We start from the raw sequence: 21981 nt of genomic DNA, 5'->3' as shown, positions 1-21981 counted from the left end.
TCAGATCGCGGTCCGGTCGGCGCCCTTGAGACACAGCATGGCGCGCGCCTCGGCGGGCGTGGCCGGTTCGCGGCCCAGTTCCTCGACGATCCGGCGGATCTTCGCGACCTGTTCGGCGTTCGAGCGCGCAAGCGTCCCGCGCGCGATCATCAGGCTGTCCTCCAGGCCGACGCGGACATGGCCGCCGAGCGTGGCGGCCATGGTCGCCAGCGGCATCTGGTGCCGCCCGGCCGCGAGGACGGAAAAGGCGTAGTCGTCGCCGAACAGCCCGTCGGCGATCAGCTTCATGTGCATGAGGTTGGCCGGATCGGCGCCGGCCCCGCCCAGCACCCCGAACACGAACTGGATGAAGAAGGGCGGCTCGACCAGGCCGCGGTCGGCGAAGTGGCGCAGCATGTAGAGATGGCTGAGGTCGTAGCACTCGAACTCGAAGCGGGCGCCGCGCTCGGTACCCAGCTCGGTCAGGATGCGCGCGATGTCGCGGGGCGTGTTCTTGAAGACGAGGTCGTCGGAATTCTCCAGGAACGGTTTTTCCCAGTCGTGCTTCCACGTCTCGATCTTCGCAGCCGCCGGATAGAGTGCGAAGTTCATCGACCCCATGTTGAGCGAGCACATCTCCGGCTCGAAACGCTTTGGCGCGGCCAGCCGATCGTCGAGCGACATGGTCGCGCTGCCACCGGTGGAAAGGTTGAGTACCGCGGCGGATGCCTGCTTGAGGCGGGGCAGAAACGCTCCGAAGTCCTCCGGGAGCGGCGAGGGCCGGCCCGTCGCCGGGTCACGGGCATGCAGATGCAGGATCGCGGCGCCCGCCTCGGCTGCATCGATCGCCTGTTCGGTGATCTCGTCGGCGGTGACGGGCAGGTGCGGCGACATGGACGGGGTGTGGATCGAGCCGGTGACCGCACAGGTGATGATGATTTTTGACACGCAACTGCTCAGGCGCTCTGCGGAAGGGCCGCATGGATGTCGTCGGTGAACTGGCGCAGCGAGACTTCGAGAAGGCCGATGATCTCGTCGATCTGGGTCTCGTCGACGATCAGCGGCGGGCAGACCAGGATGTGGTCGCCCTCGAAGCCGCCACGGGTGCGGCGGGAGTAGACGATCAGTCCATTGTCGTAGGCGATGTTGACGAAGCGGTCGTGGGCGGCGAGCGACGCCGGCAGTGGCGCCATGGTACGTCGGTCGGCAACGAACTCGAAGGCGAGCAGCAGGCCCTTGCCGCGCACGTCGCCGATGATGGCGTGGCGCTGCATCAGATCCTGCAGCCGGGACTTCAGGAGACCGCCCATGCGCTCGGCGTTGGCGATCATGCCCTGGCGTTCGATCTCCTCGATCACGGCGAGGCCGGCTGCGCAGGCGAGCGGATTGCCGGCGTAGGTGTAGCCGTGCTGGAAGCCGCCCGCCTCCAGCACCGGGTCGATCAGCCGGTCATGCGCGGCCATGGCGCCGAGCGGCACGTAGCCGGCGGCGAACCCCTTCGACATGACGACGATGTCGGGCTCGAGATTCCAGTGCTCGCCGGCCAGGAACCGGCCGGTCCGGCCGGCGCCTGTCATCACCTCGTCGAGAATCAGCAGGACGTCGTATTGCCGGCAGATCTTCTGGATCCGCTCCATGTAACCTTTCGGCGGAACCAGCGCGCCGGTGGAGGCGCCGCCAACCGGCTCGACGATGAACGCGAGCACCGTCTCCGGCCCCTCCTCGAGGATTTTCGCCTCGAGCAAGTCGGCGTAGTGCAGGCCAGTCGCCTCGTCGTCCGGATCGAGGCCGTCGAGATAGGCCCGCGGCGCCGGGATCTTCGGCATCGTGCGCATCATCGGCAGGAACGGCTCGGTCAGCGGATCGTAGCCGGTGAGCGCCAGCGCTCCCAGCGTCGAGCCGTGATAGGACGGGTGCCGCGCGATCACCTTCCAGCGCGCGGCCTGACCCGTTGCTACAGCATACTGACGGGCAAGCTTGATCCCGCTTTCGACGGCTTCGGAGCCGCCAGAGACGAAGAAGATGCGGTCCAGCCCTTCGGGCATGAGGGACGCCGTCTTCGCCGCGAGCTTCTCCGACGCCTCGGTCTCGAAATGCAGCCGGTACCCGAAGGTCGCCTTCTCCATCTGCCGTCGCATGGCGCCCAGCACGACTTCGTTCGAATGGCCGATGTTGCAGACCATCGCGCCCGACGAGCCGTCGATGTAGCGCTTGCCGTCGATGTCCCACATGTAGATGCCGCGGGCCTCGTCCAGCATCGGCTTGCGCCGCCGCGTCTGGTAGAAAAGGTGGCTTTTGTACTGAGCACTCATGTTGCGGGTCCGAACGTCAGGAAGCGGGAAGCGCAGCGCAATCGCGCGGCCGGAGATGCAGGGAGACCTGCGCGCCCTCCGCAAACGGGCGATCGTCGATCATGTTGATCGCCTGGAGCTGGTGCGCACCGACTCGGACGAAATAGCGCGCCGCTTGCCCCTGATAGTCGACGGTCTCGACCACGCCGGTGGCGGTGACAACGTCGTCGGCGGTCACGCCGGGGGCGGCCAGGCGCAGCTTTTCGGCGCGAATGATGAGCTTGGCCGGGCCGGCGCCCTCGAGGCGCGGGGCTCGCTCGCGCGGAATGAACAGCCGTCCGATGTCGGCGGTCTCGAGCCCGACCCGGTCGCCCTCGATCCCGATGCACCGCGCCTCCAGCACATTCGATGCACCCAGGAAGCGGGCGACGAACTCCGATTGCGGGTTGTTGTAGACGTCCTCCGGTGCGCCGATCTGCTCGACACGGCCATCCGACATCACGACGACGCGATCGGACATGGCCAGCGCTTCGGACTGGTCATGGGTGACGAACACCGTGGTGACGCCGATCCGGTGCTGGATCCGCTTGAGTTCCACCCGCATGTCCTCGCGCAGGTTCGCATCCAGCGCTGACAGGGGTTCGTCGAGCAGCAGGACGTCGGGTTCGATGACGAGGGCGCGGGCGAGCGCGATGCGCTGCTGCTGGCCGCCGGAGAGCTCCTTGGGATAGCGGTCGCCGACGTGCGGCAGCTGGACGAGATCGAGCGCCTCGCGCACGCGGCGTTCGGCATCGGCGCGCGAGACGTCGCGATACTTCAGGCCGAAGGCGACATTGTCGGAAATCGTCTTGTGGGGAAACAGGGCGTAGTTCTGGAAGACGAGGCCGAGATTGCGCTTGTGGATCGGCACGTCGTTCATGCGCCGGCCCTTGATGGTGATCTCGCCTTCGGTGGGATCGAGCAGGCCGGCGATCATCCGGAGCGTCGTCGTCTTGCCGCAGCCGGAGGGCCCGAGCAGCGTGACGAACGTCCCCTCCGCGATCTCCATCGACATGGGATGGAGCGCGGTGAAGCTGCCGAAGCGCTTGACGATGTTGGTGAGGGTGACGGCGCTCACGGCTCTGTTTCCGGTTCTGGTTCGGGCAATCGGGACGAGCGGGGAGTGCGCACCCGTGCGGCGCGCACTCCGAAGATGGCGGCTCAGTAGCCCTTCTGGACCTGGCTGAACTTCTTCGACCAGGCCTGCTCGTGGCCGTTCCAGTAGGCCGGATCGGCAAAGGTGAGGCCCGACAGCGTGCCTGACGGATCGAAGGCCGGCAGCTTGGGAATCTTGCTGCCGAGGTCGACCTTCTTCGGGTCGAGGGCCGGCGGATAATTCTGCCCTTCCGCCACCGCGATCGAGGTTTCCGGGGCCAGCATGAAGTTGAGGAGTTCCTCGCAGGCACTCATCGGCGAGCCCTTGATCACGAACAGGCATTCCTGCCAGCCGAAGCCGTTCGGCGGGTCCATGTAGCCGATGTCGTGTCCCTGCTCCTGCAGCGCGTAGATGCGCCCGGACCAGCCTTCGGTGACGTAGATCTCCTCCTCGGCGAGCAGGCTCATCAGCTCGGCTCCGGAACTCCAGTACTTCAGGAGGAGGTCACGGTTCTGGCGCACCGCGTCCCAGACAGCGTCCATGTCGGTCGCGTTGTTGGGGTCCTGGTCGGTCTGCAGCGACGCGTACCAGATGCGGGTGCGCCAGTCGCTCCAGCCGCCGATCTTCTTTTTGTACTTCTCGTCGATGAGGATCTTGGCGCCCTTCTCCTTCACTTCCTCGTCGGAGATGTATTTGCGGTTGTAGGCGATGCCGGTGGTTCCGTAGTCGTAGGGCACGCAGGAGAGCTTGCCGTCGCTCACCTTGCGGAACACGTCGGTGAGCTTCGGGATCACGTAGTCGAGGTTGGGAATCTTGCTCTCGTCGAGGGTCGAGCCGAGACCGAGATTGGTGTAGCGCACGTAGTCGAAGACGCCGGACAGGTGGGCAATGTTGTACTCGCCCGGCTGGCTCGCCTTGACCCGCGACAGATATTCGTCGCCGCCGCCGAAGGTGCCGTCGACGACCTTGATGCCGGTCTTCTCGGTGAACGGCGTGAAGGCGTACTTCTGGAAGGCCTCCGAGACGACGCCTCCCCAACCGTCGAAGCGGACCTGGTCGACGGCGGCCAGCGCCTGGCGGGCGAACGGCATCTGCACGCCGCAGGCCAGCCCCGCGGCACCCAGAAGGCCGAGGAAGGTCCGCCGGTCGACGTCGCCCTCCATGTAGCGTTCGCGCAGTCGTTCGTACCGTTTGGTGTCGTCCATCTGATGGCTCCTTTTCCTGGAAGGTTGTTTGTTGTGGCTCTATCCGCCGCGCCTGGCGGAGACGCGCCGGGCGATCGCCAGTCCCGAGAGGGGCAACCCGACGGTCAACAGGATCATCACCGTCCCGAGCGCGTTGATTTCGGGCGAGATGGAATTGCGCAGCATCGCGAAGATCTGGGTGGGCACGGTCTCCACGCCGCCCGGCTTCCAGAACAGCGTGCCGGTGATGTCGTCGAAGCTGATGGTGAAGGCGAACAGCATGCCGGCGAATACGGCGGGCGCGAGCAGCGGCAGGGTGATCTGGAAGAACGCCTGCACCGGGCTGGCGCCCAGGCTCATGGCGGCCTCTTCCATGTCGCGGCGGATGCCGACGAGGCGCGCCTGGACCACCAGCACCACGAATGGCAGCGTGAAGATCACGTGCCCCATCAGCAGCAGCGGGAAGCTCTTCGGCAGCGACAGGAAGTTGAGGAACAGCAGCAGCGCCACCGCCAGCACCACCTCGGGCACGAGGATGGGTGCGATCAGGATGGTGGAGATGAGGTTGCTGCCGGGCAGCTTGTAGCGCACCAGCGCCAGCCCGGCGAGAACGCCGAGCGTAGTGGAGATCACCGCCGTCAGCGCGCCGAGGATGAGCGAGGTGCGGAAGGCGCGCAGGATCGCATCGTTGTTGGCGAGCTCGACGAACCAGCGCAGCGACACGCCGGTCATCGGAAAGCTGCCGAACTGGCTGGCGTTGAAGCTGAGCAGCACGACCACTGCCACCGGCAGCAGCATGAAGAGGTAGACGAGAACCGTCCAGATCCGGATCAGCTGCCAGCCCATCAGCCGAGCCCCTTCATCAGCTGGGCCATGCCGAGGAAGTGATTGTAGACGAGCACCAGCACGCCGAGCACGGCGAGCAGCATCAGCGACAGGGCCGACCCCAGTGGCCAGTCGAGCTGGGTGATGATCGCCTCGAAGACGAGGTTGGCGAACATCGCATCGGTCGGCCCGCCGAGCACCAGCGGCGTGATGTAGGTGCCAGCCGAGAGCACGAAGCACAGGAGCCCGCCGGCCGCGAGTCCGGGCAGGGAGAGCGGCAGGGTGATCTCCAGGAAGCTGTTCCAGCGGGTGGCGCCAAGCGAGCAGGCGGCATGCTCGAGCGTCTCGTCGATGCCTTCGAGGCTGACGAAGACGTTGAGGATCATGAACGGCAGCAGGAAGTGCACGAGACCGAGAATGACGGTCGTCTCGTTGTAGAGCATCTGGATCGGCTCGCTGACGATGCCCAGCCAGATCAGCGCCGAGTTGATGGCGCCCGACACGCCCAGGATGTTGATCCAGGACATCGTGCGGATGATGTAGCTGATCCAAAACGGCAGCATCAGCAGCAGGAGCAGCAGCGCCTTGTTGCTGCGCGACCGGGCGATGAAATAGGCGGCCGGGTAGCCGATGAAGCCGCAGACGACGGCGGTGATCGCGGCGATCTTCAGGGTGTGCAGCAGGATGTCGCGATAGAAGCGGTCGGACAGCGCCTCGCGCCAGTTGTCCAGGTAGAACCCGACCTGGTCGGCGCCCGTCGCCGTACGCAGCCAGAACGAATAGACGACGATGAACAGCAGTGGCACGAACAAGAGGAGCGTGACTGCCGTCAGCGCCGGCGACAGCAATATCCAGGGTTGGCGTGCCTCGCGGCGTTCAACCGACATCGACTGTCAGGCTCCCCCAGTTCCAACCACTGGCTTGACTTTGGCGAGCCGGGGATCATTCCTCAAATAGATAATCGGTATCCTCACTATAGGATCTGTCTATGATTGATGATGATCCTCCGCTGCAGCCTGCCGAGCGGCTGGTGCGCGAGCTCGACTGGAACCTGCTCAGGACCTTCATCGTCATGGCGGAATCGCGCTCTGTCACCGATGCGGCGGGCAAGCTCCGGCTGAGCCAGCCGTCGGCGTCGACGGCGCTGAAGCGGCTGGAGACGCGGATCGGCAAGAAGCTCATCGATCGCTCGCCCGGGCATTTCCGCATGACGCGTGCCGGCGAACTGCTCTATCGCGAGGCGGTCGAGATCCAGGGCGCCGTCTTCCGCCTGACGACCGCGGTGCGCGACGTGACCGACGAGGTGCAGGGCCACGTGAAGATCGCGGTGGCGAGCCACGTGGTGTGCCCGGTGTTCGACGAGGCCCTGGCGCAGTTCTACGCCGCCCATCCCAAGGCTACCGTTTCGATCGACGTCCACCCGAGCCACGACGCCATCGGCGCGGTCACCGCGCGGAGCGCCAGCTTCGCGATCTGCCTGGTCCGCGAGCGCAATCCGAAGCTCGAATACAGCCGCCTCTATCGCGAGTTCTTCGGGCTGTTCTGCGGTCCCCCGCATCCGCTGTTCGGGCGCACCGACCTCAAGCACGGCGACCTCGCCGGCCACTCATCGGTGAGCTTCGAGACGGACCGGCTGCAGGACGTCCTGAAGCCGGTCACGCTGATGCGGGCCGAAGCCCAGCTCGGGGAGCGCGTCGTGGGCACCTCCAGCAACCTGGAGGAGGTGCGTCGCATGATCATTGCCGGCCTCGGGATCGGGCCGCTGCCGGTCCATGTCGCCAAGGGCGACGTCCGCAGCGGCGTGCTGTGGCATCTGCCGCCCTACGACAAGATGCCGGAGATCGACGTCCACGTGGTCTGGAACCCGCGGGCCAATCTCAACCGCGCCGAGCAGACGATGCTGGCGGCGCTGCTTGCCCGGATCGAGGCCACGCCGATGGAGGTGCGGACCTACGGCTGAGGCCCCGGCTGTCGGGCCTAGAGGGGCGCGCCGCCGAGCCAGGTGCGGCCGCGCTCGTAGAGCTGGTGGACGGCCTCGCCCTTCAGGCCGGGCATGTCCGTCTTCACCTGGAAACCGAGGCGGGTCTGCATGTAGGCGAGGTGCCGGTAGCCCTCCGGGAAGCGGCCCAGCAGGTCCGGATCGAGTTCCAGCCGGCAGGCGGGGTCGACGGGATCGAGACGGTCTTTCTCGTAGATCGGCTGGCGCAGCACCACGCCCCACTTGCCGTCGCGCTTCTCGATGAAGTCGTAGAACCGCCCGGTGCACACGACGTCGCAGACCGCGCCGTCGACGGCGCCGCGCTGGGAGATCGTCATCTTGGTCTGGGCGATGGCGCGGTCGCCGGCGAGGTCGATGGAGGTGCCGCCGAGAAAGTGGAGGATGTTGACGCCCTTCTCGAAGCCTTCGCGGCTCACCTTGATGAAGGCGTCGGCATCCCCCTGGAACCAGGTCGCCATCATCACACCGTCGTCGTGCCAGACGGTCCGAAAGCGCTCCCAGTCGCCGGCGTCCCGCCACACGGCCCAGTTCTCAACCAGGTCGCGGATCGCAAGTCGGTCCAGCAGGTCGTCGGTCATGGTCGCATCCTTTGAGCGCGGGGGAGCGGGGCATCGGTCCGGTGGTGGCCGCCCGGGCGGGGCGATTGGGAGGGGTGGGCAACCGGTCGGCCGACTGGGCCGGGGCATTCAGGCGTGGGTCATCCGCTCGACGAACGGCAGGAAGGCCTTCAGCTGGGCGGAGATCGCGTCGCGGGTGGGGCCATCGGCGACGACACCCTTCTTCTCGTCGACCTTCGTCTTCGCGAAGCTGACGAACACTTCGGGCTTGTTGAAGACCTGGGCGTCCAGGAAGACCATGATCTGACGCAAATGATACTGGCAGCGGGCGCCGCCGAGCATGCCGATGGCGGCCGACTGAAGCGCCACCGGCTTGCCGGCGAAAGGCTGGTCGGGGAGCCGCGACACCCAGTCGATGGCGTTCTTCAGCACGCCGGGGACCGAGTAGTTGTATTCGGGGCTCACGATCATCACGCCGTCGGCCGCGCGGATGGCCTCGCCCAGCGCGGCGACCGGGGCCGGCATGCCGGTGGCCTGGAGATCGGCGTCGTAGAGCGGGAAGTCGGCGATCGACGGGGCGTCGACCAGGCGGATGCCGGCAGGCGCCAGCTCGGGCAGGGTGTTGCAGATCATCCGGTTGAACGAGCCGGCCCGCAGGCTGCCGCAGACGACAAGGATCTGTTTCTGTGTCATGGCACTGATTGACTTTCTGGGGTGACCGGGCCGGGCATGCAGCGCGCCCGGCCCGTCTTGTCCGTGCGGTGATCGTCTAGCGTTGCGGGATGTCGGCGTTCGCGCGGACCTTGTTCCAGCGCTCGACATCCGAGGCGATCTGGTTGCCGAACGCCTCCGGCGTCGATCCCTCGATGATGTAGCCGCTCTCCAGCGCCTTGGACCGCAGCGCCTCGTCGGACAGCGCCTCGCCGAGCGCCGCATTGGCCTGGGCGATCACGTCGTCCGGCGTTCCGTCCGGAAAGACGAGCCCGTACCAGGTGGAGACGTCGTAGCCGTCCTGGCCGGCCTCGGCCACGGTGCCGACGTCCGGCAGCGCCGGATGGCGTTTGGCACTGGTCACGGCAAGCGCCTTGATGTCGCCGGCCTTCACCTGTCCCACCACCGGAGCAAGCACTTCCACCAGCATGTCGACCTCGCCGGAAAGCACCGCGGCAAGCGCCTCCGGCGTCTTCTGGTAGGGGATGTGGACGACGTCGATGCCGAGCGTCTCGGCGAGCAGGGCGCCCGCGAAGTGCTGGGAAGATCCGACGCCGACGCTGGCGAAGGTCAGCTCGCCGGGCTTCTCCTTGGCCAGCGCGACGAGTTCCTCAAGGTTGCTCGCCTCGAAGTCGGGACGGGACACCACCACCAGCGGCATGCGGGCCACCACCGATACGGCGTCGTAGTCGCCGACCGGATCGTAGGGCAGCTCCTTGTACATGGCCGCCGCCACCGTGTGGCCGTTGGCCATCATGTACATGGTGTAGCCGTCCGGATCGGCCTTCGCCGCCGCGTCCGCGCCGATGGTTCCGCCGGCGCCCGGCCGGTTGTCGATGACCACCGGCTGGCCGAGCGTCTTCGACAACGGTTCGGCGACCATGCGCGACAGCGTGTCGGTGCCGCCGCCGGCCCCGTACGCCACGATGACGTGCACAGGACGGTCCGGCCAGTCCGCCGCGATGGCGGGGGCCGCTGCGAGCATGATGGCGGTTCCGCCGGCCATCAACACCTTGGCGAATGCGTGAGCGGTCATAAGGCTGTCTCCTCCCCTGAGCCCTTTTCGGGCGTTTCATATAGTAAACTGTTCTCTCCCATAAACAAAATCATGTGGCCAACGGCCCGTCAAGAGGCCTGCAGCGGCGGTGGATCCGGACGTGGTGGGGCGGAAGGGGACGGCGTCAGCTGTGCGCGGCGCGGTTCAGGACCGCTTCGGCCTGCGTCGCCGCCTTGCGCAGCTGCTGGCGGATGCGCATGCCCGTGCGCTGGTCGTAGCGGGCGCTCGGGATTGCCACGTTGATCGCGCCCACGACGGTTTCGCCCTGCCGGACCGCCATCGCGATGCCGACGATGCCGGGCGTGAACTCCTCGTCGACCGTGCCGAATCCCTCGGCGCGGATCCGTTCCAGGTCGCGGGTGAGGCGTTCGACCGACTGGATGGTGTTGCGGGCGAACTGGTCGAACCGCACCCGCCGCAGATAGTCGTCGAGCCACGCGTCGTCCTTGAGCGCCAGCATCGCCTTGCCCGAGGAAACCGCGTAGAGCGGCGCCAGATCGCCGGTTTTCATGGTGAACGACAGCGAGTGCCGGCCAGAATGGGTGATCACCACCTCCACCTCGTCGCCAGACTGTCGGTTGAAGCCGCACGTCTCGTTGATGGCCAGACACAGCTGCTCGATCACCGGACCCATGAGCTTGCCGAGGTGGACGCCGGTGTCCGGTCCGCGCGCGAGCTCGGCCACCTTCGGGCCGATCCGGTAGCCGTCGTCGCCGGCTGCCACGTAGCCTCGTTCGGTGAGCGTCGCGATCAGGTGAAACAGGCTGCTTTTCGGAATGCCGAGGGCGGCCGCGATGGAGGCCGCGGGCGTCGGGTCCGGCGACACAGCGAGGTACTCGAGCAGGTCCAGGGTCCGGTCTGCTGACTTGACTTTGCGGACGGAGGCGGGTCTCATCATGTCAATCCGATCACATATGTGAACAACACAATTAGCACGTCCGTTCGACGGTGCAAGCCGGCGAAGGCGCCACCGGATCATACGGCGCAGGGATCGGACAGGGGAGGCGACCGACTTGCGGGGTACGCGTGTTTCACTGCCGGTCGGGCTCGCGGCCGGCGCGGTCATCGGCGTCGGTCTTGTCGGGATGTGGACAGCGTCCGGCTACGATTTCGGCACCGCCCGCCAGTTCGGTCCGGCGGTCTTTCCCTTCGCCCTCTCCGTCCTGCTGCTTCTCGCAGGCCTCGGCATCCTGCTGGAGGGGCATGCCCCGGACGAGGAGCCATTCCGCCTCTCCTGGCCGCGCGGCATCGTCTTCGTCACCATCCTCGCCGGGCCGATCGCGTTCGCGCTGACGGTCGGTCGGCTGGGCCTCGTGCCGGCGATCTTCGCCTGTGTGCTGATCTCGGTGCTCGCCGAGCGGAGCCTCTCGCTCGTCAAGACGCTGATCCTGGGCGCAGTCCTGGCGGCCGGGTGCACGCTGGTCTTCACCGTATTCCTGAACCTTCCGCTCCGCCCCTTTATCTGGTGAGCCCGATGGATCTCGTCGCCAATCTCGGGCTGGGCTTCAGCGTCGCGCTGACGGCCTCCGCGCTCTCCTACTGCGCCATCGGCATCACGCTGGGCATCATGATCGGTGTGCTGCCGGGCATCGGGCCGCTGGCCACCGTCGGCATGCTGCTGCCGCTGACCTTCTACGCGCCGCCGACCGAGGCGATCATCATGCTCGCCGGCATCTACTACGGCTCGATGTACGGGGGGTCGACGGCGGCCATCCTGCTCAACCTGCCGGGAACCGCGGGCGCCGCCGTCACCTGCCTCGACGGGCATCCGATGGCGCAGCAGGGCCGGGCCGGCGTGGCGCTGTTCGCCACCACCTTGTCGTCCTTCTTCGGCGGCATGGTCGGCATCCTGATCCTCGCCGCCTTCGCGCCGCTGCTGGCAGCGATTGCCCTCAACTTCGGCTCGCCGGAATACTTCGCCCTGATGTGTCTGGGCCTGCTGGCGGCGGCGCTGGCCGGCGACGGCTCGCCGAGCCGGGCGTTCGCGATGATCATCTTCGGGCTTCTGATCGGCTGCATCGGCACCGACGTGAACAGCGGCGTGCGGCGCTACATCTTCGGCTTCAACCATCTGAGCGACGGCATCAATCTGGTGGTGGTGACCACCGGCCTGTTCGGCATCGCCGAGGTGATCGCCAACGCCGGCCGCGTCAACCGAGGCCGCATCAACGACCTCGACCTGCGATGGCGGTCGCTGCTGCCAACCCGGGACGACTGGCGGCGCTCGGTGCTGCCGGCCTTCCGGGGGACCTCCATCGGCGCGGCGCTCGGCATCCTGCCGGGGACCGGCGCGGCGCTCTCCACCTTCGTCGCCTATGCCTGCGAGCGGCGCGTCTCCAAGTCGCCCGAGCGGTTCGGCAAGGGCGCGATCGAGGGCGTCGTCGCGCCGGAATCGGCCAACAATGCCGCTGCGCAGACGGCGTTCATCCCGACGCTCAGCCTTGGCATTCCGGGCGACGCGATCGTCGCCATCATGCTCGGCGCACTCATCATCCACGGCGTGGTGCCCGGCCCGCGCCTGATCGCCGATCACCCGGAACTCTTCTGGGGCCTCACGGTCAGCTTCCTGATCGGCAACGTGCTGCTTCTGATGCTCAACCTGCCCCTGATCGGACTGTGGGTGCGCATCCTGAGGATCCCCTACGGCATCCTCTACCCGGCGATCCTCGTGTTCATCTGCGTGGGCGTCTATTCGATCAGCAATTCCTACTTCGACGTGCTGCTCGCGGTCGTCTTCGGCGCCGTCGGCTACGGCATGCGGCTCACGCGCTTTCCGACCGCGCCGCTGCTGCTCGGCCTCGTGCTCGGCCCGCTCTTGGAGCAGAACCTTCGACGCTCCATGATGCTGTCGCGCGGCGATCCGATGATCTTCGTCGAGCGGCCGATTTCCGGGGGGATTCTGGCCTGCGCGGCGCTGCTGGTCGTGCTGGTGGTGGCCGGCGGCATCCGCAAGCGCCGGCGGGCCAGGCTGGCGGCTCTGGCCGCCTCCTGACCGGTTCCGCGAGGCGTCCGTCGGTCATGAAAAACCGGCCGCGCGGGCGCGCGGCCGGTGCTCGTCGGCTTGGCATAGCGCCCGTCCGGCGCCGGTTGATCATGCCAGCGTGTAGGCGGTCTTGACGGTGGTGTAGAACTCCTGGGCGTATCGGCCCTGTTCGCGGGGGCCGTAGCTGGATCCCTTGCGGCCGCCGAAGGGGACGTGGAAGTCGACGCCGGCGGTGGGCAGGTTGACCATCACCATGCCGGCCTCGGAGGCCCGCTTGAAGTGGGTGGCGTGCTTCAGGCTGGTCGTGCAGATGCCCGCCGACAGCCCGAACGGGGTGTCGTTGGCGACGTCGAGCGCCTCCTCGTAGTCCCGCACCCGGATGACGCTCGCCACCGGCCCGAAGATCTCCTCGCGGGAGGTGCGCATGGCGTTGGTCGCCTCGGTGAACAGCGCCGGCTGCAGGTAGAAGCCGGGCGTCTCGCGGTTGAGGCGCTCGCCGCCGAAGGCGAGGGTCGCCCCGTCCTCGTCGCGGCCGATGGCGAGGTAGCGCTCGTCCTGCTCGAGCTGGCTCTGGTCGACCACCGGGCCGATGTGGGTGCCGTCCTTCAGGGCGTCGTCGACGGAGAGGGTCTTCAGGCGCGCCACCACGGCGTCGACGAAGCGGTCGTGGATGCCGGCCGTCACGATCAGCCGCGACGAGGCGGTGCAGCGCTGGCCGGTGGAGAAGAAGGCGCCGTTGACGCAGGCGTCCACGGCGGTGTCGAGGTCGGCGTCGTCGAGCACCACCATCGGGTTCTTGCCGCCCATCTCCAGCTGCACCTTGCGCATGTGCGCCGCGCAGGCGGCCGCGACGCGCTTGCCGGTGGCGACCGAGCCGGTGAACGAGATGGCGTCGACGTCGGGGTTGTCGAGCATCGCCTGGCCGACCACCGAGCCCCTGCCCATGACGAGGTTCAGCACCCCGTCGGGCAGGCCGGCGCGGGTCAGGATGTCGGCCAGCTCCCAGGCGCAGCCGGGCGTCAGCTCGGCCGGCTTGAGGACGACGGTGTTGCCGTGGCAGAGCGCCGGCGCGAGCTTCCAGGCGGGGATGGCGATGGGGAAGTTCCAGGGCGTGATCAGGCCGACGACGCCGACCGGCTCGCGGGTCATTTCCACGCCGACGCCGGGGCGCACGGACGGCACGCTCTCGCCGGTGAGCCGCAATGCCTCGCCGGCGAAGAACTCGAACACCTGGCCGGCGCGGCCGGCCTCGCCGATGCCCTCGGCGAGCGTCTTGCCCTCCTCGCGCGCCAGCAGCCGGCCGAGCTCCTGCCGGCGGGCGAAGATCTCGTCGGCGGCCTTGCGCAGCACCGCGTGGCGTTCCATCAGGCCGGAGCGCGACCAGGACGGGAAGGCGGCCCTGGCGGCGGCGACGGCCGCGTCGGCGTCGGCCGCCGTCGCGCGGGCGTAGTCGCCCACCACGTCGTCGGTGTTCGACGGATTGACGTTGGGCACGGCCTCGCCGCCAACCCACGCCCCGCCGATCAGGTTCTCGTGCAAGCCCATCTCGTCTCTCCTCGTCGATCGTTGCGGGGGCGCCGCCGCCGGTGCGCGGCCACGGAAGCGAAGTCGGCTCAGCTCGCGTCGTCGGGGTGGCCGAGGGTGACGAAGGCGCCGCCCTGGTAGATCACGGCGGCGTCCGTCGGTGCCTCGGGGGCAGCCTCCGCCACAACCTCTGCGCGCCATCTAGCGGACGTGCGCTTCGGCGTCCAGCCGAGGAAGCCGGCGTGTGCGTTGTCCCACCAGCTCTCGTCGTTGGCCGATGCCCCGTAGACGATGGTGTAGCCGAGACGGGGTGCTGCGAAGGCCCGCGCGACGAGGTCGGCAAAGTCCTCCACCGCCAGCCAGGTCGCCAGCATGCGGGGGGTCTTCGGCTTGTCGAAGCAGGAGCCGATGCGCACCGCGAGGCACTCCTGGCCGAACTTGTCGAAATAGAGCGAGGCGAGATTTTCGCCGAACGCCTTGGAGAGGCCGTAGAGCGTGTCGGGCTTCGGAACCGTCTGGCCGTCCAGCCGCTCGTCGCGCCGGTAGAAGCCGATCACGTGGTTGGAGCTCGCAAAGACGATGCGCGGCTGGCCGTTGTGGCGGGCCGCCTCGAACAAATTGTAGCAGCCGGCGATGTTGGCGTTGAGGATCAGCTCCCACGGCCGTTCCACCGAAATGCCGCCGAGATGGATGACGCCGTCGACGCCGTCGAACAGGCCGTTGACCGCCGCCGCGTCGCCGAGGTCGCATTCGCGGAACGTCTCGTGGGCGGCGAGATCGGAAATCGGCGCCACGTCGGACAGCACCACCGCGCGCGCGATCTGCGGCAGGAGCGGGCGGAGCAGGGTGCCGAGGCCGCCTGCGGCGCCGGTGAGCAGGAGTTTGTCGAGCATCAGCGGTGTCTCTCAGTTCAGGAGCGCGGGCAGGGTCAGCGAGATCGCCGGCACATAGGTCACGAGCATCAGCGCGACCAGGATGGCGAGATAGAACGGCCAGATCGTCTTCACCGCCTGTTCTATCTTGATGCCGCCGATCACGCAGCCGACGAACAGGCAGGCGCCCACCGGAGGCGTGCACAGGCCGAGGCCCAGGTTCATCATCAGGAGGATGCCGAACTGGATCGGGTCCATGCCGAGGCTGGCCGCGACCGGCAGGAAGATCGGCGTGCAGATCAGGATCAGCGCCGCCATGTCCATGATCATGCCGAGCCCGAGCAGGATCAGGTTGAGCACCAGAAGGATGACGATCGGATTGTCGGAGATCGCCGTCAAAAGCACGGTGAGCTGTTCCGGCACGCGGTAGATCGCGAGGAGGTAGGAGAACGCCGAGGCGCAACCGACCAGGATCATCACCAGCGCCGTGGTCCGCACCGAGCGCAGCACGGAGGTGCGGAACGCGTCCCAGGTCAGTTCCCGGTAGACCAGTGCGGTGATGACCACCGCGTAGATCGCGCCGAAGGCGCCGGATTCGGTCACCGTGAGGATGCCCGAGAGCACGCCGCCGACGATGATCACCGCCGTCAGCAGGCCGGGGATCGCCGCGGCGAAGCTGTAGACCAGCATCCGGAAGCCCGGAAAGGCCTCCTTCGGGTAGCCGCGGTTCACCGCCACGATGTAGGCGGCCACCCCCAGGCAGAAGCACATGATGACGCCGGGGACGATGCCGGCGATGAACAGCTTGGACACCGAGATGCCGCCGCCGGCGGCGACGACGTAGAGGATCATGTTGTGGCTCGGCGGGATCACCACCCCGGCCACCGAGGAGGTGACGGTGACGTTGACGGCGTAGTCGGCGTCGTAGCCCTTCTCCTTCATGACCGGCATCAGGATCGAGCCGAGCGCCGACGTATCGGCGACCGCCGATCCGGAAATGCCGCCGAACAGCATGGAGGAGGCGACGTTGACCACGCCGAGGCCGCCGCGGACGTTGCCGACGGCGGCCGCCGCGAGGCGCACGAGCCGGGCCGCGATGCCGCCGTGCAGCATCAGTTCGCCGGCGAAGATGAAGAACGGAATGGCGAGCAACGAGAAGACGGAGACGCCCGACAGGATGCGCTGGAAGGCGACGAACAGCGGCAGCCCCTCGTAGAGAAAGGCCGCGACCGACGCCAGGCCGATGGCGAACGCGACGGGGGCGCCGGCGATCAGGCCGAAGAAGAAGACCCCGAACAGAATGGTGAGCCCCATCGGGTCAGGCCTCGCTCGCCGGATCGGTGGACCGGCGGGCGAGGGCCGCGGCGGCGAACACGATCATCAGGGCTCCGCAGATCATCAACGGCGCCGCGCGCCAGCTTTCCGAAATCTGCAGCATCGGGATCTTGCGATCGAGGTTGGTGGCGACGAGCAGCCAGCCCTGCCAGGCCATGAACCCGCCGAACACCAGCACGTAGAGATCGGCGACGACCCGGAGCGCCCGGCGCGGACCGGCGGGCATGGCCTCCCGGAGGAAGTCGATGTTGAGATGGCTGCCGCGCCGGACCCCGACGGCCGCCCCCAGGAAGGTGATCCACGAGATCAGCACGATCGAGCACTGCTCGACCCAGGTGGGCGTGTCGTTGAGGACGTAGCGGCCGTAGACCAGCCAGCCGAAGATCGCGATCAGCACCACCAGCATGACGCCGGCGGTCAGCATGCAGGCGCTGGCGACGAGATCGAGCGCTGTCGCGACGGGGGACCGGCGCTGCGGGCCGCCCGCGGGGCCGTCGGTCTTGGTGGCGGTGGGGGGCTCAGCCAATGGACGCACTCTCGCAAAAGGCCCCGGATACGCGGGGCATCCGGGGCGTTTGCGGGGACGGCTACTTGGTCGCCTGGATCTTCTCGATCAGCGGCTCAAGCTCCGGGTTCGCCTCGATGAACTTGGCGTACACCGGCTTCATCGCGTCCTGGAAAGGCGTCTTGTCGGAGATCTCGTTGATCTTCACGCCGGAGGCGACGACCTCTTCCCTGGCCTTCTCGGTGTCGGCCGCCCACAGCTCCCGCTGCGTCCTGGCGGCGTCGATCGCCGCCTGGCGGACGATCTCCTGGTCTTCCGGGGACAGCGCGTCCCAGCTCGCCTTGGCGATGCACAGGCATTCCGGAATGATCAGGTGCTCGGTGGTCGAATAGAACTTCGCCACCTCGTAGTGGTTCGACGAGTCGTAGGACGGGTAGTTGTTCTCCGCCCCGTCGACGACGCCGGTCTTCAGCGACTGGTAGACCTCGCCGTAGGGCATCGGCGTGGCGTTGCCGCCCATCGCGGCGATCATGTCGACGTAGAGGTCGTTGTTCATCACCCGGACCTTCAGGCCCTTCACGTCGTCGGGTTTCTCGATCGGCCGCTTGGTGTTGTACATGCTGCGGGCGCCGGAATCGAACCACGACAGGGCGACGAGCCCTTTCTCCGACAGCGCATCGGAGAAGCTCTGGCCGATCTCGCCGTCCATGACGGTGTGCATCTGGTCGATGCCGGAGAAGATGAACGGCAGCGACATGACGTTCGTCTCGGGGACGATGGGGCCCATCGGACCCATGCTGAAGTTGGCGAAGTCGAGGGCGCCGTTGCGGGTCTGCTCGATGGCGTCCGGCTGATCGCCGAGCACCGCGTTGTGATAGACGGTGGCGGTGATGCGGCCGTCGGTGTTCTCGGTCACCTGCTTGGCGAACTGGTCCAGGGCGATCCCGTTCGGGTAGGTCGGCGGGTGGATGTTCCAGCCGCGCCAGTCCTTGGCCTCCGCGGTGGCGATGGTCACGAACGAGAGTGCCGCCGCGGCGAGTGCCGTCGTGCGAAGAAGCGAATGCAGCCTGGTCATGTGTGTCCCTCCCTCAGGGCGTTCAGCCATCTTGTAATATCACGAGGAGGTTGTCATCATACAATTATGAGATCACTCGTCAACACGCTTCACACGCCGATCCGCGCGCCGGCATCCGGCGGTGTAGAGTGGGGCCGGAAGCCCCGGTCTGGGCGGGGCCGGGTGCGCGTGGATGGGAGGGCCTGATGACGGATACGCCTGCGGTGCAGCGGCGGGTTGCCAGGCAGGAGCCGGGCGTCCGGCCGCCGGTCCGGCGCAACCTCGTGGCGACGGTGGCCGAACGGCTGCGCAAGTCGATCGTCGAGGGCGAGCTGAAGCCGGGCGACAAGCTGCCGAGCGAGGTGGCGCTGACCCGGGAGCACGCGGTGAGCCGCACCGTCATTCGCGAGGCGATTTCGTCGCTGCGCGCCGACGGGCTTGTCGAGCCGCGCCACGGGGTGGGGGTCTTCGTCCTGGGCGGGCAGGCGCCGGTCTCGGCGTTTCAGGTCGAAACGGCCCGGATCTCCTCGATTATCGAGATGCTCGAACTGCGCTGCGCGATCGAGGCGGAGGCCGCGGCGCTGGCCGCCGCCCGCCGCTCTCCGGCCCAGGAGGAGGCGGTCCACGAATGCTATGACGACCTCAGCCGGCTGATCGCGGGCGGCCGGGGCACCGCCGAGGCGGACTTCGCGTTCCATCTGGCGATCGCCGATGCGACCAACAATCCGCGCTTCCGAGAGTTCCTGGAGCTGATGGGGCAGAACGTCATTCCGCGCTCGTCGCTGCAGGCCGGCCAGCAGGAGGCGACGCCGGCGGAGTATCTGCAGCAGATCCAGGCCGAGCACCGGCGAATCGCCGATGCGATCGCTGCCCGGGACGAGGAGGCGGCGCGCCACGCCATGCGCGTCCACCTCAACGGCAGCCAGCAGCGCTACCGCAGTCTGATCCGCCGCAGCTAGCGCATATCATCATATCTCTTATTGACAGTGATATGATGAGATTTATGATCCCTTGCGTCGCACGACGGCAGTGAAGAGGGATTTGGGTCGACATGGAACCGAGCACGTTGAAGGCCACTCTCGGCACGGGCCTTCTGTCCTTTCCGGTCACGCCGTTCGGAGCGGACGGCAACTTCAACGCAACGCCCTATCGCGACCACGTCGGCTGGCTTTCGGGGTTCGGCGCCAGCGCCTTGTTCGCCGCCGGCGGCACCGGCGAGTTCTTCTCGCTTGCGCCGGACGAGGTTCCGGTCATCGTGCGGGCCGCCAAGGACGCCTCCGGCGACACGCCGATCATCGCCGGGTGCGGCTACGGCACCCGCATTGCCGTGCCGCTGGCGCAGGCCTGCGAGACGGCCGGCGCGGACGGGGTCCTCCTGCTGCCGCACTATCTGATCGACGCCTCCCAGGAGGGGCTCTTCCATCACGTGAAGGCCGTCTGCGACGCCGTCTCGATGGGGGTGATCGTCTACAACCGCGACAACGCGATCCTCTCCGCCGAGACGCTGGCGCGGCTCTGCGAGGCCTGCCCCAACCTCGTCGGGTTCAAGGACGGGTCGGGCGACATCGGCCTCGTGCGCCAGATCACCGCGGTGATGGGCGACCGGCTCACCTATCTGGGCGGCATGCCCACCGCCGAACTCTTCGCCGACGCCTACCTGGGCGCCGGGTTCACCACCTATTCGTCGGCGGTGTTCAACTTCGTGCCGCAGCTCGCCTGCGACTTCTATGGGGCGCTGCGGGCCGGCGATCACGCGCGCAGCACGGCGATCCTGACGGACTTCTTCTATCCCTTCATGGACATCCGCAACCGCCAGAAGGGCTATGCCGTCTCGGCGATCAAGGCGGGCGTGCGGTTGGTGGGCTATGATGCGGGACCGGTGCGGCCGCCGCTCACGGATCTCACCGGCGAGGAGACCGAGATGCTGTCCGATCTGATCGAATCCACCCGCAGATGAAGATCGAAGCGGTTCGCACGCACCTGCTCGATCACCGGCTCGACCATGCCTTCGAGAGCGCCTCGATGCGCTTCGACCGGCGCCAGCACTGCCTGGTGGAAATCGTCTGCGAGGACGGGACGGTGGGCTGGGGCGAATGCCTGGGGCCGGCGGCCCCGAATGCGGCGGTGGTGGCGGCGTACGGCGCGCGCCTCGTCGGGTGCGATCCGCTGGAGACGGAGAAGATCTGGATCGACCTCTACAACGCGCTCCGCGATCAGGGGCAGGGCGGCCTGACGATGACGGCGCTGTCCGGCATCGACATCGCGCTGTGGGACATCAAGGGAAAGCGCTTCGGCGTTCCGGTCTCGACGCTTCTCGGCGGACGCTTCCGCGACAGCGTGCGGGCCTACGCGACCGGGTCGTTCCGCAAGGACGGCGTCGACGCCGCCTCGGACGTGGCGGCCGAGGTCGCGGGCTACCGCTCCGAGGGCTTCCACGCGGTCAAGATCAAGATCGGCTTCGACGTCGAGGAGGACCTCCGGGTGATCGAGGCCGTGCGCGATGCGATCGGGCCGGACATGCGGCTGATGATCGACGGCAACCACGGCTACGACGTGCTGGAGGCGGTCGAGGTCGGCGTTCGCGCGGTCGCGTTCGGCGTCGACTGGTTCGAGGAGCCGGTGCTGCCCGAGCAGCTTGCCGCCTACCGTGCGGTGCGTGCCGGCCAGCCGATCCCGGTGGCGGGCGGCGAAACCTGGCACGGCCGCTATGCCTTCGAGGAGCCGCTGCGCACCCGCGCCATCGACATCGCCCAGCCGGACATCTGCGGCACCGGCGGGTTCTCCGAGATGCGCCGCGTCGCCGATCTGGCCGCGCTTCACGGCGTCCGCCTGGTGCCGCACGTCTGGGGCACCGGCGTGGCGATCGCGGCGAGCCTGCAGTTCATGGCGGCGCTGCCGCCGGATCCGCCGCGCAAGGCACCGATCGAGCCGATCCTGGAATTCGACCGGACCCATAACCCCTTCCGCCAGGCGGTGCTGCGCACGCCCATCGAGCACGCGCGGGGGGTGGTGCGCATCCCAGACGGGCCCGGCCTCGGCATCGAGATCGATCGCGACGCCCTCGCCGCCTACGCTCCGAAGGACGGATGAGATGACGGGCGGCGGCATCCCCTCCAACACCCGTCCGCTCGACGGAGCGACGCCGCGGCTTGGCGTTCTGCCCGGCGCCACCGACTGCCACATGCACGTCTTTGCCGAAGGCTTTGCCAGCCAGCCGGGCGGCCCGCCCATCGTCCAGCTCGCGACGGCGGAAGACTACGGGGTCGTTCAGCGCCGGCTGGGCCTGGACCGGGTGATCGTCACCCAGCCGAACGCCTACCAGTTCGACAACCGCGCCACGTTGTCGGCGCTCGACCGGTTCGGCGCGGACTCCGCCCGGGCGATCATCGCGGTCTCGCCGACCCAGACGGTGGAGGAGCTCGCGCCGCTCACCGTGCGCGGGGTCCGCGGCGCCCGCATCATGAACCTGCCGGGCGGGGCTGTGCCGCTTGCCGGGCTGGAGCCGGTCGAGGCGCTTGCCCGCGAACTCGGCTGGAGCCTGATCGTGCAGTTCGACGGGCGCGAGATCGATGCGCATCTGGCGGCGCTGCGGGCGATCGCGGCGCCCTACGTCATCGACCATTTCGGCAAGTTTCTGGAGCCGGTGTCCGCCGACGATGCCCGGGTCGACGCCCTCCTGACGCTGATCGACCGTGGCAACGCCTGGTACAAGATCTGTGCGCCGTACGAGACCAGCCGGAGCGGTCCGCCGGGGTATGAAGATGTGGCGGCGATCGCCAGGCGCGTCATCGCCCATGCCCCCGAACGCGTCGTATGGGGCTCGAACTGGCCCCATGTCAGCGTCAGGCCGGATGCCGCCGACTATCCGGACGAAGCGGCGCTGCTCGACCTGCTGCTCGACTGGGCACCCGAAGCGGTCCGCCGCAAGATCCTGGTCGACAACCCGGCCGAGCTCTACGGGTTCTGACGC

At 67.7% G+C, this 21981-nt stretch carries 22 protein-coding genes; 7 read left to right on the top strand and 15 right to left on the bottom strand.

The window, feature by feature from the left end:
- From ACSSVZ_RS14185 to ACSSVZ_RS14160, 6 genes are all read right to left on the bottom strand, one after another.
- On the bottom strand, nucleotides 1-927 hold the full coding sequence (locus tag ACSSVZ_RS14185) for a 3-keto-5-aminohexanoate cleavage protein (protein WP_453971008.1): 927 nt from the start codon (nucleotides 925-927) through the stop codon (nucleotides 1-3).
- An 8-nt stretch (nucleotides 928-935) separates the two neighbouring features.
- Entirely contained in the window at nucleotides 936-2291 is a 1356-nt protein-coding gene (locus tag ACSSVZ_RS14180; RefSeq protein WP_453971006.1) for an aminotransferase family protein, read from the bottom strand.
- Nucleotides 2292-2307: 16 nt separating this feature from the next.
- Nucleotides 2308-3387, bottom strand: a complete 1080-nt coding sequence (locus ACSSVZ_RS14175) for an ABC transporter ATP-binding protein (protein ID WP_453971004.1) — start codon at nucleotides 3385-3387, stop codon at nucleotides 2308-2310.
- 83 nt (nucleotides 3388-3470) lie between these two features.
- Entirely contained in the window at nucleotides 3471-4610 is a 1140-nt protein-coding gene (locus tag ACSSVZ_RS14170; protein WP_453971002.1) for an extracellular solute-binding protein, read from the bottom strand.
- Nucleotides 4611-4649: 39 nt separating this feature from the next.
- Nucleotides 4650-5435, bottom strand: a complete 786-nt coding sequence (locus ACSSVZ_RS14165) for an ABC transporter permease (RefSeq protein WP_453971000.1) — start codon at nucleotides 5433-5435, stop codon at nucleotides 4650-4652.
- Nucleotides 5435-6301, bottom strand: a complete 867-nt coding sequence (locus ACSSVZ_RS14160; protein ID WP_453970998.1) for an ABC transporter permease — start codon at nucleotides 6299-6301, stop codon at nucleotides 5435-5437. Before ACSSVZ_RS14160 ends, ACSSVZ_RS14165 begins: the two co-directional genes overlap by 1 nt.
- A 101-nt stretch (nucleotides 6302-6402) precedes the next feature.
- Between ACSSVZ_RS14160 and ACSSVZ_RS14155 the strand changes: the two genes are divergently transcribed.
- The gene (locus ACSSVZ_RS14155; protein ID WP_453970996.1) at nucleotides 6403-7374 is read left to right on the top strand and encodes a LysR family transcriptional regulator; all 972 of its coding nucleotides are present in this window, start codon (nucleotides 6403-6405) and stop codon (nucleotides 7372-7374) included.
- A 17-nt stretch (nucleotides 7375-7391) separates the two neighbouring features.
- On the opposite strand, the gene ACSSVZ_RS14150 is transcribed toward ACSSVZ_RS14155, so the two are convergent.
- The 4 genes from ACSSVZ_RS14150 to ACSSVZ_RS14135 all read right to left on the bottom strand — a co-directional run bounded on the left by ACSSVZ_RS14150 (nucleotide 7392) and on the right by ACSSVZ_RS14135 (nucleotide 10633).
- The gene (locus ACSSVZ_RS14150; protein WP_453970994.1) at nucleotides 7392-7991 is read right to left on the bottom strand and encodes a nuclear transport factor 2 family protein; all 600 of its coding nucleotides are present in this window, start codon (nucleotides 7989-7991) and stop codon (nucleotides 7392-7394) included.
- 108 nt (nucleotides 7992-8099) lie between these two features.
- Complete coding sequence (locus tag ACSSVZ_RS14145; RefSeq protein WP_453970993.1) at nucleotides 8100-8663, bottom strand: NADPH-dependent FMN reductase; 564 nt, start codon at nucleotides 8661-8663, stop codon at nucleotides 8100-8102.
- Nucleotides 8664-8739: 76 nt separating this feature from the next.
- On the bottom strand, nucleotides 8740-9717 hold the full coding sequence (locus ACSSVZ_RS14140) for a tripartite tricarboxylate transporter substrate binding protein (RefSeq protein WP_453970991.1): 978 nt from the start codon (nucleotides 9715-9717) through the stop codon (nucleotides 8740-8742).
- A gap of 145 nt (nucleotides 9718-9862) precedes the next feature.
- Nucleotides 9863-10633: an IclR family transcriptional regulator gene (locus tag ACSSVZ_RS14135; protein ID WP_453970989.1), complete on the bottom strand. Its 771-nt coding sequence runs from the start codon at nucleotides 10631-10633 to the stop codon at nucleotides 9863-9865.
- A gap of 118 nt (nucleotides 10634-10751) precedes the next feature.
- Between ACSSVZ_RS14135 and ACSSVZ_RS14130 the strand changes: the two genes are divergently transcribed.
- Nucleotides 10752-11207: a tripartite tricarboxylate transporter TctB family protein gene (locus ACSSVZ_RS14130; RefSeq protein ID WP_453970987.1), complete on the top strand. Its 456-nt coding sequence runs from the start codon at nucleotides 10752-10754 to the stop codon at nucleotides 11205-11207.
- A gap of 5 nt (nucleotides 11208-11212) precedes the next feature.
- Complete coding sequence (locus ACSSVZ_RS14125) at nucleotides 11213-12730, top strand: tripartite tricarboxylate transporter permease (protein WP_453970985.1); 1518 nt, start codon at nucleotides 11213-11215, stop codon at nucleotides 12728-12730.
- A 99-nt stretch (nucleotides 12731-12829) separates the two neighbouring features.
- Here the strand turns inward: ACSSVZ_RS14125 and ACSSVZ_RS14120 are convergent, their stop codons facing one another.
- The 5 genes from ACSSVZ_RS14120 to ACSSVZ_RS14100 all read right to left on the bottom strand — a co-directional run bounded on the left by ACSSVZ_RS14120 (nucleotide 12830) and on the right by ACSSVZ_RS14100 (nucleotide 18032).
- On the bottom strand, nucleotides 12830-14266 hold the full coding sequence (locus ACSSVZ_RS14120; RefSeq protein ID WP_453970984.1) for an aldehyde dehydrogenase family protein: 1437 nt from the start codon (nucleotides 14264-14266) through the stop codon (nucleotides 12830-12832).
- A 68-nt stretch (nucleotides 14267-14334) separates the two neighbouring features.
- The gene (locus tag ACSSVZ_RS14115) at nucleotides 14335-15138 is read right to left on the bottom strand and encodes an NAD-dependent epimerase/dehydratase family protein (protein WP_453970983.1); all 804 of its coding nucleotides are present in this window, start codon (nucleotides 15136-15138) and stop codon (nucleotides 14335-14337) included.
- A gap of 12 nt (nucleotides 15139-15150) precedes the next feature.
- Entirely contained in the window at nucleotides 15151-16431 is a 1281-nt protein-coding gene (locus tag ACSSVZ_RS14110; RefSeq protein ID WP_453970981.1) for a TRAP transporter large permease, read from the bottom strand.
- A gap of 4 nt (nucleotides 16432-16435) precedes the next feature.
- Nucleotides 16436-16978, bottom strand: coding sequence for a TRAP transporter small permease (locus tag ACSSVZ_RS14105; protein WP_453970979.1), 543 nt, complete (start codon nucleotides 16976-16978; stop codon nucleotides 16436-16438).
- Nucleotides 16979-17039: 61 nt separating this feature from the next.
- Nucleotides 17040-18032: a TRAP transporter substrate-binding protein gene (locus ACSSVZ_RS14100; RefSeq protein WP_453970977.1), complete on the bottom strand. Its 993-nt coding sequence runs from the start codon at nucleotides 18030-18032 to the stop codon at nucleotides 17040-17042.
- Nucleotides 18033-18217: 185 nt separating this feature from the next.
- On the opposite strand from ACSSVZ_RS14100, the gene ACSSVZ_RS14095 reads away from it, so the two are divergent.
- From ACSSVZ_RS14095 to ACSSVZ_RS14080, 4 genes are all read left to right on the top strand, one after another.
- Nucleotides 18218-18970 carry a FadR/GntR family transcriptional regulator gene (locus ACSSVZ_RS14095; RefSeq protein ID WP_453970975.1) on the top strand — a complete coding sequence of 251 codons (753 nt, stop codon included), beginning with the start codon at nucleotides 18218-18220 and terminating at the stop codon, nucleotides 18968-18970.
- A gap of 92 nt (nucleotides 18971-19062) precedes the next feature.
- Entirely contained in the window at nucleotides 19063-19968 is a 906-nt protein-coding gene (kdgD, locus tag ACSSVZ_RS14090; protein ID WP_453970974.1) for a 5-dehydro-4-deoxyglucarate dehydratase, read from the top strand.
- Nucleotides 19965-21101 carry a mandelate racemase/muconate lactonizing enzyme family protein gene (locus ACSSVZ_RS14085; protein WP_453970972.1) on the top strand — a complete coding sequence of 379 codons (1137 nt, stop codon included), beginning with the start codon at nucleotides 19965-19967 and terminating at the stop codon, nucleotides 21099-21101. The genes kdgD and ACSSVZ_RS14085 overlap by 4 nt, the downstream gene beginning before the upstream one ends.
- 1 nt (nucleotide 21102) lies before the next feature.
- A complete protein-coding gene (locus ACSSVZ_RS14080; protein WP_453970971.1) occupies nucleotides 21103-21978 on the top strand; it encodes an amidohydrolase family protein in 876 nt (291 codons plus the stop codon).
- Nucleotides 21979-21981: the final 3 nt, after the last annotated feature.

Source organism: Amorphus sp. MBR-141, assembly GCF_053628695.1.
Note: the sequence above shows the minus strand (reverse complement) of the source record. Positions and strands in the feature narration are given on the sequence as shown.